Genomic DNA, 13,341 nt, shown 5'->3' with positions numbered 1-13,341 from the left:
TCAATTAACAACAAGAAGAACAACAGGCTCCTTCGGGTTTAAAGGTTGTAAACATGCTGGTTTTTGCTTTGCACACAGGACAATCATCTTCTAACTCACCAACTAAGGTATAACCACAGATATCACATACATGTACAGTAGCTTCTGCATAATCTTTTCCAGCATCTACAGCTTCTTTAGCAGCTGTAAACAATGCAGAGTGAGTCTTTTCTGCTTCAAGGGCAAACTGGAAGGAACGGATACTACCTTTTTCAGATTGAAGATCTGCAACCGCTATAAAGGCAGGGTACATTTGTGCTACTTCATAATTTTCGCCTTCGATAGCTCCCTGAAGGTTTTCGGAAGTATTTGTCATGCCAAAGCCTGCACCAGCAGTTACTGAAGCTTCACCTACTTCTTTTCTCAACTCTCTAAAATGGTTACCAGCATGCACTTGCTCTGCATAAGAAACAGCATTAAAAAGATTAGCGACATTTGGGAAACCTTCTTTTTTTGCTGCTTCCCCCCATTGTATGTATCTCATATGGGCCATGCTTTCTCCGCCAAAAGCGGATTTTAAATTACTAGCTGTCATTGGGTTCATAAATATCTCCTCCTTAAATTTTCAAAATATATTTTATGTACATCAAAGCTTATCATGCATCCCATAGAATGTTTACCCCGTAAGTTATATCATAAACAGTCATTATAGGTTTTTCTAATGTTTTTTTAAAGTACAACTAATTGCTATAATGATTATATTTATACTTGTGAAAAATTAGACTATGAAATTCAAAATATGGAGAAAATATGAATGTTATGAAGGGAATAAAGAAATAAAATAGAATTCTAACATAGATAATAATTAAATATTCTAAAGGTGGGTTTATATGTTTATAAAACAGTTAAAGGAGATCTCTAAAAAGCTTCTTAATGAAACGATAGAAGCAGTAGTTCTAGTATCTGAAGTGAATATAAAAACTACAAAAAATGATAAGAAATATGCTGACTTAGTTATTCAGGATGCATCAAAGGTAATGGAGGTAAAATATTGGGACTATGAAGAAAATCAATATAAATTTCAAGACTTTAATAATTATCAAATAATGCAGATACAAGCTATTGTTGGGGAATATTCAGGTCAGCTACAGCTTACGATTAAAAGTCTGGAAAAAATTGAAGATGCTCAAGTCAATATAAAAGACCTTATGCCAGTAAGTCCATGGGATTATGAAAGCATGGAGAAGGGATTAGCGTTTTATTATAATAAAATAGAAGCACCGCACCTTAAAAAATTAATTGAGAAGATGATATTTTCTGAGGAATTTTCAAATAAATTTGGCACCTATCCAGCTGCCAGAAAAGTACATCATAATTATTATCACGGACTTTTACAGCATACATTAGAAGTCTTAAAATTTGCTAATACAGTAGCTTCTACAAAAAAGCTATCACAGATTCAAATGGATCGACTGATTACTATGACCATGCTCCATGATTGGGGTAAGATGATGGAGTACAAGGCATTGCCGGAAACAGGTTTTACTGAAGAAGGTATGATGGTAGGACATATTTTTTTAGGCGCCCATTATACATTAAATATAATAAATAAGATAGAGGAATTTCCACAAGAAGATAAGCTAGTTATTTTAAATGGAATACTAGGACATCATGGAAGCTTAGAATTTGGTTCTCCTGTATTACCTAAAACAGTAGAGGCTCAAATCCTTCATCAATCAGATAAAATGTCAGGGGATATAGAAAGTATTTTAGCCCATGTAAAAGAAAATGTTGAAGAAGAAGATACTTTTACTAAAAAATTATGGAATATGGGAACAGAATATTATAAAAAATAGAGAAGAAACTATGTGATCTTCTCTATTCTAACTACATCTTGTATAAGCCACAGACACAAAATCAGAAATTCCGGTTATCTGCTTAATAAGTTTTAATGCTCATCTCGATGCTCTATTAAATCTATGGCACCCAAAACTACATGTGCTAATCCAAATCCTATAATACCAGCTGATACTATTGGTTGGATGTTTCGTCTCTTCATCATTGTACCAGTTGCAGTAACAGCAGTACCTAAAACAGTTGGGATCAATCCTTCGTAAATCTTCATAAAATCCCTCCTAAATTTTTTTGAATAGCATTATTAGTATTAGAAAATTAAAAACAAATTATTAAAGCAAAATTTTCCCAACAGATGAATAAAAATAAATACTTAATCCTTTGAAAACACAAGGATTTCACAAAAACACAAAATTAACACTTTAAAATTCAGAAAAAATCTAATATAATAAATAGTGTTAAAATGCAACTATTGAAAAAATTCATTACATTTCTAAAATTGCTACTATAGATTTGCATTACTATACATATCATTGAAAATATAAAATAGGAAGTATAATTAAAAAATTCTAAAAGAAGGAATTATTGAAAATATATAGAATATTTTAATATATACTCAATAGGCTGAGTTCAAGAAGTCCATTATCACACTAGCTTTTATTATTATATTGACAAGGAATAAGATAAAGATAAGTAGCAAAAAAACAGCTTATTTTGTTAAAGGAGAATATACCTATCATTACATCTTATAGTAGGTATATAATCTTTTAAATAAAAATACAAAGGGGGATATTTTTTAATGAAGAAAAGAGGCATGCTACTTACGGTAGCACTAGTATTAATTATTAGTCTTATATTAGTAGGCTGTGGCGGCGGTGGTGGAGCAACTACTGACGGTGGCAGTGGTGGCGGTGGTGGTGGAACACAAGAGTTATTATTCGCTACTGGTGGAACCGCAGGTACATATTATCCATTAGGTGGAGCTATTGCTAGCGTATGGAATGAAAACATTGAAGGTGTTAATGTTACAATCCAACCATCTGGAGCTTCTGTTGAAAACTTAAGACTTCTTGACTCAAGAGATGCAGATATCGTAATGGCTATGAATAATATAGCTGATGATGCATGGAAGGGCGTAGGTTCTTTCGATGGTCAAGTTGTACAAGGCTTTAAAGCGGTAGGTGTTGTATATCCTGAGATTATTCAAGGTGTTGGACTAGTAGAAAAGGGCGTACTAACAATAGAAGATCAAGCAGGTAAAACTGTAGCTGGAGGACCTCCAGGAAGTGGTACAGCTGCTACAACACCACATATCTTTTCTGCTTATGGATTAGCAGATGGTGATATGACAGTAGTAAATGATACCTTCGGAGATGCAGTAGATAAAATGAAAGATGGGCATTTAGATGCTGCTTGGAATGTACTTGGAGCACCAGCTTCTGCTATCGTAGACCTTTTAACAACAAAAGAAATTGCTTTCTTAGAGATCAAAGGGGATGCTTTAACACAATTACAAGCTGACTTCCCATTAGTAGCACCACATGTAATTCCTGCTGGAACTTATAACTTTAAAGGAACTGATTATCCAGATATTCATACAATCGCACTACAAGCGGTGCTTTATGTACGTGATGATATGGACGAGGATACAGTTTATAATTTAGTGAAGTTCATGTATGAGAAAAATGCAGATATAACTAAATCACATGCGACAGGGTCACAAATTCTATTAGAAAATGCTCTTAACGGAATCACAACAGATTTCCATGCTGGAGCAATCAAGTACTATGAAGAAAAAGGTATGATGTAAAGGATTGACAAGGTAATAATTATGAGCCGAGCATATCTATGCCCGGCTCAATTTTGGAGTAGAAAAACATGAAAAAAAAGTACTGGATTTATCTTGTATTACTACTAACAGTTCTGCTTTATAGTTATCCTGTTACTTTATTACAAGTTGTAGATGGTGTGAAGAAAGATCAAATATTATATCAAGCTTTTGCTAAACCACATGATCGCTTTACTGTACAATGGGTACATTCTGTAAGTAAGCAACCTGTCATCGAAACCTATCAAATCAATTCTGATTTTACTATTAGTATATATGAGATGCTTTTCAATGAAAATGGACCTAATCTTCCTTCAGGTCCAGAAAATGGAACAAAATGGGAGATTAAGAATGGTATGTTTAGAGTGTACAATTACGATATCATTTTTGATGAGGTGCCGGTTAGGATAGGACAAGTGATTGCTAACCATACATTGATCTATAAGAATGATATAGTGGAATTAAAAAATATCAGCAGACCTGGGGGTTTTGTCACCATTAGAGCATGTAAAATTCCCCTTATAAAATACATGCATAAGGAGGTTAAATTGTGGCTAAAGATCAAGTAAACTTGACTCCTGAACTTGACGAGTCTAAACAAGCAGAAATTATGGCGAAATATGATAGAGAGTTTGCCTATAGAAAGCTAGAGGGTATCATGGCAAAAATTATATCGGTTGTAGCAATAGCTTGGGCATTAATACAGCTTCGTACCGCAGCCTTTGGGGTATTCCCTACAACCATTCAAAGGGGCCAGCACGTAGGATTTGCACTATTCCTCGTATTTATTCTTTATCCTATGAGAAAATCTAACAGAAGCAATAAAATATCATGGTATGATTATATTCTAGCAGCACTTGCTATCGTAGTAACTGGATATCATGTTGTATATTATCAGCCTATTATTCACAGGGCGGGGGCCTATACAACGACTGATATTTACATCTCAATTTTAGCTGTAATATTGGTTATTGAAGCAACCAGAAGAGTTGCAGGTCCAATTCTAGTATCTGTTGCGTCTTTTTTCTTAATTTATGCTTATATAGGGCCGATGTTTCCAGGACTTTTATCCCATCGGGGCTATGCGATACCTAGAATCGCCACCTATATGTGGATGTCAACAGAAGCAATTTTAGGGATTCCTGTAGGAGTATCCTCGACCTTTATTTTCTTATTCTTGGTATTTGCTACCTTCTTAAAGAAGACGGGAATTGGTAATTGGTTAACGGATTTAGCTATGGGGGTTGCTGGAGGTGCCACTGGAGGACCTGCTAAGGCAGCGGTTATTGCCAGTGCCAGTCAAGGAACCATCTCAGGAAGCTCTGTTGCCAATACTGTTGGTACTGGATCTGTTACAATTCCTTTGATGAAAAGTATAGGCTATAAAAGTGAATTTGCTGCAGCTACTGAAGCAGCTGCATCTACTGGTGGGCAATTAATGCCGCCTGTCATGGGGGCAGCAGCCTTCATTATGACAGAATTTACTGGATTACCCTATATAACAATTGCATTGGCAGCATCTATTCCTGCATTGTTATATTTCACTGGAATTTTCATTATGGTACATCTAGAAGCGAAGAAACAGGGATTAAGAGGATTAAAACGTAGCGAATTACCCAATCCCTTTAAGCTAATAAAGGAAAAATGGTTTTTGGCTTTACCGATCGTAGTTATTGTGTGGTTACTCATACAGGGCAAAACCCCTATGCTAGCAGCTCTATGGGCTATTATTAGTGCTATTGCTGTATCCTATATACGAAAGGATACAAGGTTGAAAGTAAGAGATCTATTTGAGGGGCTAGAGGAAGGTGCCCGATCAGCATTGCCAGTAGCTATGGCCTGTGCTACTGCTGGTATTATCGTAGGTATTGTAACTCTCACAGGTTTAGGAGTTAAATTCTCTACAGGGATCCTAATATTATCAGGTGGGAACGTATATCTTGCTATGCTGTTTACTATGTTTGCTTCTATTATATTAGGGATGGGTATGCCAACAACAGCAAACTATATTGTTCAGGCAACCATTGCAGCACCTGTATTAGTAGAATTAGGCATACCTGTAATTGCAGCCCACCTATTCGTATTCTATTTTGGTATTGTTGCAGATATTACACCGCCAGTTGCTTTAGCAGCCTTTGCTGGTTCTGGTATTGCAGGATCTAATCCTTTTAAAACTGGTGTTCAAGCATCAAAGCTGGCTTTTGCGGCTTATTTAGTACCCTATATTTTTGCAACAAACCCAGAGTTAGTATTGGTAGATACCAATGCAGTCGAACTAATTTTGGCTTTGGCAACAGCATTGATTGGTATGTACGCACTAGCAGGAGCAGTAAGTGGATACTTGAAAACCAACGCAAGAGCTTGGGAACGATTGGCTCTAGCAGCCGGAGGAATTATGCTGGTGAATCCTAGTATGTGGTCTAACGGACTAGGCATACTAATAACTGGTATTATCTTTGCACTTCAAGTAACACGAGCCAAAAAAGAAGAAACCTCCGTTATATTATAAAAAAGAAAATAATCATTAAATAAAGAATAGAAAGCCTCTACAACTGTTGTAGAGGCTTTATTATGTTTAGGGCAAGGGTATGGTATAATAGTATTAGGATGATATCATAGGAAAAAGAGGTGAGACTATGGGGATAACCTACATAACAGGGAGAGCTGCAGTAGGAAAAAGCCATTTTGTAATGAACCAGATGAAGGAGAGGCTACAGCAAGGAGAAGACCATCCTTTAATACTAATCGTTCCAGAACAATTTACTTTGCAGGCGGAAAGAGATTTAATAGAAAAACAACAGCTAAATGGAATTATGAGGGCAGAGGTTCTAAGCTTTACAAGGCTTGCCTATAGGGTTTTTAATGAAGTTGGAGGATTAACCAAAACTCCTATCAATGAGATTGGCAAAAATATGATCATAAAAAAGATACTAGAGGAATCTAGTAGACATTTGACAATTTATAAAAGTACTGCTAAACAAGACGGGTTTGTATCAAAGCTGAATGATATGATTTGCGAATTTAAGCAACAGGGTATTACTCCAATTGATTTATCATTAGGAATAGAGAAGGTAGAAGAAGATAGTATTCTAAAAATGAAACTGGCGGATATTGCCTTTATCTATAGTAAATTTAATAGTTATTTAGAAAATCGTTATGTAGACAATGAAGATCATTTAAATCTTTTAATAGAATCTTTAGAAAAAGCTAGCTTCTTAGAGGGGGCTGAAATATGGATTGATGGTTTTCATATTTTCACACCCCAAACCCTGAGGATCATTGAGAAACTACTATTAAAGGTAAAGGAAATATACATTACCTTTACGATGGAGTTGAAGGGAAAGGAATGGGACAAGGATTTATTCCACATATCTCAAAATACATTTTTACGAATTAGAAATATAGTACAGCAATTAAATATTTCAGAAAAAATTCTTGACTTTGATGTTGATAAAGTCAATGGCCTTGAGAAGTCAAAGGAGATAGTTCATATAGAAAAAGAATTTTTTAGATATCCTTATCAACAGTATAAAGGCGAAGTAGAGAATTTAAAGGTTTTTGCTGGTGCCAATCTGTATTCTGAAATAGAGCATGTGGCTGCAGAAATTAGAGGGCTTGTAAGAGATAAGAACTATAGATATAAAGATATTGCTGTTGTATCAGGAAATTTTGAAGGCTACAGGGAAATGATAAAAAGAGCTTTTGAAGAATACGGTATACCTTATTTTATGGATGAAAAAAGAAGCATTATGGATCACCCTATTATTGAACTGATTTTAGCAGCTATGGAAACCATTATAAAAAATTATCAGTACAAAGATATTTTTAGACTCATCAAAACAGGGTTTACAGATTTGTCAAAGGATGAAGGAGAGATACTGGAAAACTATGCACTACAGTATGGTATTAGAGGGGTGAAATGGTTAGAGGATTTTGATAGGGGAGAAGAGGAAGAGCTAAAAAAGTTTAATAACATTAGGGTGAAAGTCATTGATCCTCTAAAGAAGCTTCAAAAAAGAATTTACAAGAACAAAAATCCTAAAGAAATCACCGAAGGTTTGTTTGCTTATTTGCAGGATATGGATATTCAAGAGAAGCTGGATTTGTGGATAGAGGATTTAAAAGATAAGGGTAGATTTGACTATGTTAATGAAAACACCCAGATTTGGAATACTGTAATGGAAATTTTTGACCAAATCTATGAAATATTAGAAGATAGTAAAATTTCATTGAAGGAATACTATAAGCTTTTAGAGGCAGGTTTTTCCACCTGTGAAATTGGAGTAATTCCCTCTACCATTGATCAAGTATTAGTAGGAAATCTTGAACGTTCTAGAAGCCATGATATTAAGGGTCTATTTATAGTAGGAGTAAACGATGGTATTCTCCCCTCTCTCCATGGGGAGGAAGGTGTATTATTGGATCACGAAAGAAAATCCTTAGAAGAATTGGGGTTAGAATTGGCAGCAAGTGGAGACACAAAGCTCTTTCAAGAGAACTTCTCTATTTATTCGGCCTTTTCAAAGCCTAGAGAATATCTGTGGTTAAGCTTTGCCTTGGGGGATGAAGAAGGAAAGGCAAAAAGGCCTTCTATTTTGATTGATCGATTTAAGAAATTATTCCCTAAGCTAAAGATAGAGGGAGATGCTATAAAGGGTATAGATAATCAGCTGCATTTAGTATCTTCTCCCACCAGTACCTTCAAGTACTTAACGGAGAACCTTCGATTATATATGGACAATAAGCCATTTGATGAATTTTGGTGGGATGTTTATGACTGGTATCTGCATCAACCTCAGTGGCAGGAAAAGAATAACCTTATGCTTGAAGGTCTATTCTATGAAAATCAAGTGAAGTATATTGACAAAGGTAAAATCAAGGAATTATATAATCTCCCTATTCGTACTAGTGTTTCAAGGTTAGAAAGCTTTGTTAATTGTCCCTTCTCTCATTTTGTTACCTATGGATTAAACCCTAAGGAAAGAAGAGAGTATGAAATTAAAGGGCCAGATCTAGGAAAAATATTTCACTATTCCATGGAGCAATTTGCAAAAAAAACCAAGGAAAATAAGATAAACTGGCTAGAGATGAATCAATTCCAATGTGAAGGAATGATGGATGAGGTAATGCAGAAGCTGGCAGAAGACTTTCAATATGGAGTAATGCTAAGCACTCATCGATATAAATATTTGGTAAATCGTTTAACGCGGGTTAGTAAAAAAGCATTATGGACCTTAGTGGAGCATATAAAAAACGGAGAGTTTGTGCCCTATGGGCATGAAGTTATCTTTGGAGAAGGCTATACTATACCGGCTATTGCTATTGAACTAGAAGATGGGGAAGTCATCTACCTAGAGGGAAGAATCGATCGAGTAGATATATTAAAGGAAGAGGAAGATAACTATTTTAAAATTATCGATTATAAATCTGGTAATAAACAATTCAGTTTATCAGATGTTTACCATGGTTTCCAATTACAGTTGATGGTGTATTTAGAGGCTGTGATGGCACTAAAGGATAAGTTTAAAGATAAAAACAATCATCCAGCTGGGGTGTTTTACTTTAAAATCCACGATCCTATCATCAAAACACCGGATAAGGCTATTGAGGTTATAGAAAAGGAAATTAATAAAGAGCTTAAAATGAAGGGATTGGTAGTGAAGGATTTAAAAATTATTAAGGCAATAGACAAAGCAATAGAAAAAAGCTCAGACATTATTCCGGTAGCATTAAACCAAGATGAAAGTATAGGAAAGAGGTCATCTGTTGCTACAGAGGAAGATTTCCAAGGTCTTATCAACCACATTAAAAATCTTATTAAAGAAATCGCTAAAGAAATGTTAAAGGGAAACGTAAAGATTCAACCCTGTAAAAAAGGAAAACAGATTTCCTGTCAATATTGTGACTATCTGGCAATTTGTCAGTTTGATAGTGTGTTTGAAGACAATAAATATAGGGTGATTAAAGAATTAAAGCCTGAAGAGGTTTTAGAAAAAATAAGGAAGGAGGGAGATGTCAATGAAGAATTGGACTAAAGAGCAAAAGGCTGCTATAGATGCACGAAAAAGCAATCTATTGGTATCTGCTGCTGCTGGTTCTGGAAAGACAGCGGTACTTGTGGAACGGATTATTCAGATGATTCTACAGGATAAGATGGATATAGATAAGCTATTGATTGTAACCTTTACTAATGCTGCAGCAGGAGAAATGCGGGAGCGGATTGCAGATGCTATCGTAAAGGAATTAGAAAAGCAGGATGAAAATGAAGAACATCTTAGAAGACAAATGGCATTGCTGAATAAAGCTTCCATTACAACCCTCCATGCCTTTTGTATTGAGGTTGTTAAAAAACATTTCCATTTTATTGATATTGATCCTACCTTTCGAATAGGAGATGTAACGGAGACTAGCATCTTACAACTGGAGGCATTAGAGGAATTGCTAGAAAATGAATACGAAAAAAGCAATTCTTCCTTTATCGAACTGGTAGAAAGATTTGGAGGTACTAGAGAAGATACTCCGCTGCAGGATTTGATTTTAAAAATTTATCGTTTCATACAAAGCCAACCTAAGCCATACCAGTGGTTAAGAGATCGAGTAGAGGATTTTAATTTAGATTTAGAAAATTTTGAAAAAAGTCTATGGATGCATACTATTAAAGAAGGTATTGAGATTAATTTAAAGGGAGCCATAGATTTACTAAAAGAAGCAAAGGAAATATGCAATCGACCTGATGGTCCCTTCAAGTATACAGAGGCTATTGAAGATGATATAAAGCAAATAGAAGATTTACAACAAACATTAGAAGCGGGAATGGTTCCTTTTTATAAAAAAATCGGAGGCTTTAAACATAAAACCTTAGGCAGAGGAAAGCAGGAGGTTAGTGAAGCCTTAAAGGAAGAGGTGAAATCCTTACGGGAAAAGGGAAAGGATATTCTTAAAGCCATAAAAAAGGACATCTTTGCCCTTAGTCCACAGGAGTATATAGAGGATCTAAAAACCCTGTATCCCCTCATGCTGTATCTGTGGCAGATGGTGGAATCCTTTGGGAAACTATATAGTCATAAGAAAAATGAAAGAGGTATTGTGGATTTTAATGATTTAGAGCACTATGCTCTAGCCATATTAGAAAATGATAAGGCGGCTAAAGAATATCAAGATCGATTTCAATATATTTTTATAGACGAATATCAAGATAGTAATATAGTACAGGAAACTCTTATTCATTCTATAAAAAGGAATGATAATCTTTTCATGGTAGGGGACGTAAAGCAAAGTATATATCGTTTTCGATTAGCAGACCCTACCCTCTTTATAGAGAAGTATGAAAGCTTTCAGTTGGAGTCGGGAGCCCTCAATAGAAGAATTGATTTATCAAAGAATTTCAGGAGCAGAAAGGAAGTTCTTGGAGGAGTCAATTACTTGTTTAAGCATATTATGTCTAAAGCCCTTGGAGAAATTAACTACAATGAAGAGGCATATCTTTATGAGGGAAGAAGCTTTGAAGCTATTAAGGATCCTTCTATAGAAGTAAAGATTATAGAAAAGGATTTTGAAATTGAGGAAGAAATAGAAGCGGAGATAGAGGAACTAGAGGATATAGAGGTGGAGGCACGAATTGTTGCCAGTAGGATAAAAGAGCTTTTGAAGGAAGAAATCTATGATCCTGAGAAAAAGGAATACAGATCCATTCAATATAAAGACATTGTTGTGCTAATGAGAACAACTCAGAATTGGGCAGAAGCTTTTTTGGAAACTTTTATTCGAGAAAATATACCTGCCTATGCCGATGCCAGTACTGGTTATTTTGAAGCAATTGAAATCAATATGTTTATGAATCTCTTAAAGATTATTGATAACAAAAGACAGGATTTGCCGTTACTAAGTGTCATGCGTTCTCCTATAGGAAAATTTTCAGTAGATCAGCTCATGGAGATAAGGATTTGTCATAAGGAAGGAAGCTTTTATGAAGCCATAGAAGCCTATATTGATATTCAAGATAATGATTTAACAGAGAAGTTAAAAACTCTTATTATTCAATTAAGTCACTGGGCAGATGAAGCTAGATTCATGAAGATTGACGAATTTATTTGGAAGCTCTTTATAGATACAGGATATTTTTATTATGTAGGTGCTATGCCAGGAGGCCAACAAAAACAGGCGAATCTAAGGATATTATTAGATCGTGCCAGTCAGTTTGAAAAGACATCGATTAAAGGGTTGTTTAATTTTATCAAGTTTATTGAAAAGCTAGAACGCAGCAAAGGAGATATGGGGGCAGCAAAAATATTAGGAGAAAATGATAATGTAGTAAGAATTATGAGTATCCATAAAAGTAAAGGACTAGAGTTTCCAGTTGTGATCACTGCTGGCTTAGGAAAAAACTTTAATCTAAGAGACACAAATGCAGATGTTCTAATGCATAAGGATTTAGGATTAGGACCTAAGTTTGTAGATTTGGAGTTAAGAACCTATAGAGACACCATAGCTAAGCTTGCCATGAGGGACAAAATCAAGATGGAAAGCTTATCAGAAGAAATGAGGATTCTCTACGTTGCAATGACTAGACCTATGGATAAATTAATTTTAGTAGGTTCCATAAAAAACCTTCCAAAGCAGGTAGAGAAATGGAACAAAGGAATGAATCCCTATATGCTGTCTTCAGCTAAAAATTATCTAGACTGGATAGGGATGGTACTAACAAAACATCGGGACGGAGAGCCTTTAAGACAAGCAGCAGAAATAGAATTGCAACAGGATAAGATAGTAGAAGACAGCTCCCACTGGGCAGTTTCAATTTTAAATCGGCAACACATTATTTTAGAAGAACAGGAAAAAACAGATCATAAAAAAGAAATCAGGGAAAAATTGGAGAAATTTCAAAGGGAGGAATTTACTCCATTTAAAGAAAAAATAGATGCTATACTAAATTGGAGATATCCCTACGAGAGAGCTACAATCATACCATCTAAATTGTCCGTATCTCAAATAAAAAGATCTACAGCTGTAAACATGGATAGTATTAGCTATAGCATACCGAATCTAGTGAAAAGACCTAAATTTATGGAGGGCACTAAAGCTTTTACAGCAGCTGAAAGAGGTACAATCCTTCACTTTGTATTACAACATTTAGACTTTAAAATGGCAGAAGGTCATAACAATATAGAAGAACAAATTCAAATGATGGTAATAAAGGAGCTCCTAACAGAGGAGGAGGCAAAAACGGTAGATATTTGTAAAATCGAAGGTTTACTAAAAAGTGAATTAGGCAGACGTATGTTAATGGCTAACAAAATTTTTAGAGAAATTGCCTTCAATATCAAGAAAAAAGCTGTTGATGTCATTATAGATCTAGAAGATTGTGATGAGTCGCTGTTGGTACAAGGAATCATTGACTGTTATTTTGAAGAAAAAGAGAAGTTAATATTGATTGATTATAAAAGTGATTATGTTCCTAATGGGAATACTTCCATTATCATACAAAAATATGAAGTACAATTACAACTTTATAAAGAGGCATTAGAAAAAATAACAGGAAAAAATGTGAAAGAAAGCTATATATACCTCCTTGATATTGATACAGCAGTAAGATTGGAACAAACTTACAAGGGAAAAGATGAATATTTTTTCAAATAGTGACTTGATTTTTCGTGATGAATAGGCTAAAATAAACTATACTT

Annotated in this window: 8 protein-coding genes; 6 read left to right on the top strand and 2 right to left on the bottom strand. The window is 35.0% G+C overall.

The features are described from left to right. Positions 1-4: 4 nt before the first annotated feature. Positions 5-583 (bottom strand): rubrerythrin family protein, encoded by a 579-nt coding sequence (locus tag CHB72_RS05475; RefSeq protein WP_089281866.1) that lies wholly within the window; start codon positions 581-583, stop codon positions 5-7. Between the two features lie 286 nt (positions 584-869). Between CHB72_RS05475 and CHB72_RS05470 the strand changes: the two genes are divergently transcribed. Beyond that, positions 870-1,835, top strand: coding sequence for a 3'-5' exoribonuclease YhaM family protein (locus tag CHB72_RS05470; RefSeq protein WP_089281865.1), 966 nt, complete (start codon positions 870-872; stop codon positions 1,833-1,835). Positions 1,836-1,927: 92 nt separating this feature from the next. On the opposite strand, the gene CHB72_RS05465 is transcribed toward CHB72_RS05470, so the two are convergent. Beyond that, positions 1,928-2,104, bottom strand: a complete 177-nt coding sequence (locus tag CHB72_RS05465; protein WP_089281864.1) for an asparagine synthase — start codon at positions 2,102-2,104, stop codon at positions 1,928-1,930. A gap of 528 nt (positions 2,105-2,632) precedes the next feature. Between CHB72_RS05465 and CHB72_RS05460 the strand changes: the two genes are divergently transcribed. From CHB72_RS05460 to addA, 5 genes are all read left to right on the top strand, one after another. Then, a complete protein-coding gene (locus CHB72_RS05460) occupies positions 2,633-3,643 on the top strand; it encodes a TAXI family TRAP transporter solute-binding subunit (RefSeq protein WP_089281863.1) in 1,011 nt (336 codons plus the stop codon). Positions 3,644-3,711: 68 nt separating this feature from the next. Next, positions 3,712-4,230 carry a DUF1850 domain-containing protein gene (locus CHB72_RS05455; protein WP_089281862.1) on the top strand — a complete coding sequence of 173 codons (519 nt, stop codon included), beginning with the start codon at positions 3,712-3,714 and terminating at the stop codon, positions 4,228-4,230. After that, on the top strand, positions 4,212-6,170 hold the full coding sequence (locus tag CHB72_RS05450) for a TRAP transporter permease (protein WP_330396983.1): 1,959 nt from the start codon (positions 4,212-4,214) through the stop codon (positions 6,168-6,170). The genes CHB72_RS05455 and CHB72_RS05450 overlap by 19 nt, the downstream gene beginning before the upstream one ends. 127 nt (positions 6,171-6,297) lie before the next feature. Then, positions 6,298-9,696 carry a helicase-exonuclease AddAB subunit AddB gene (gene addB / locus CHB72_RS05445; RefSeq protein ID WP_089281861.1) on the top strand — a complete coding sequence of 1,133 codons (3,399 nt, stop codon included), beginning with the start codon at positions 6,298-6,300 and terminating at the stop codon, positions 9,694-9,696. Beyond that, positions 9,680-13,297: a helicase-exonuclease AddAB subunit AddA gene (gene addA, locus CHB72_RS05440; RefSeq protein ID WP_089281860.1), complete on the top strand. Its 3,618-nt coding sequence runs from the start codon at positions 9,680-9,682 to the stop codon at positions 13,295-13,297. The genes addB and addA overlap by 17 nt, the downstream gene beginning before the upstream one ends. Positions 13,298-13,341: the final 44 nt, after the last annotated feature.

The organism is Anaerovirgula multivorans (genome assembly GCF_900188145.1).
Taxonomy (GTDB): domain Bacteria; phylum Bacillota; class Clostridia; order Peptostreptococcales; family Natronincolaceae; genus Anaerovirgula; species Anaerovirgula multivorans.
The sequence above is the reverse complement of the archived record's forward strand: the minus strand, read 5'-3'. Positions and strand labels throughout refer to the sequence as shown.

Excerpts from the sequence above, each read along its gene's own strand:
- addA (WP_089281860.1), top strand. The coding sequence starts at position 9,680 with ATGAAGAATTGGACTAAAGAGCAAAAGGCTGCTATAGATGCACGAAAA.
- CHB72_RS05455 (WP_089281862.1), top strand. The coding sequence starts at position 3,712 with ATGAAAAAAAAGTACTGGATTTATCTTGTATTACTACTAACAGTTCTG.
- addB (WP_089281861.1), top strand. The coding sequence starts at position 6,298 with ATGGGGATAACCTACATAACAGGGAGAGCTGCAGTAGGAAAAAGCCAT.
- CHB72_RS05470 (WP_089281865.1), top strand. The coding sequence starts at position 870 with ATGTTTATAAAACAGTTAAAGGAGATCTCTAAAAAGCTTCTTAATGAA.
- CHB72_RS05465 (WP_089281864.1), bottom strand. The coding sequence starts at position 2,104 with ATGAAGATTTACGAAGGATTGATCCCAACTGTTTTAGGTACTGCTGTT.
- CHB72_RS05475 (WP_089281866.1), bottom strand. The coding sequence starts at position 583 with ATGAACCCAATGACAGCTAGTAATTTAAAATCCGCTTTTGGCGGAGAA.
- CHB72_RS05460 (WP_089281863.1), top strand. The coding sequence starts at position 2,633 with ATGAAGAAAAGAGGCATGCTACTTACGGTAGCACTAGTATTAATTATT.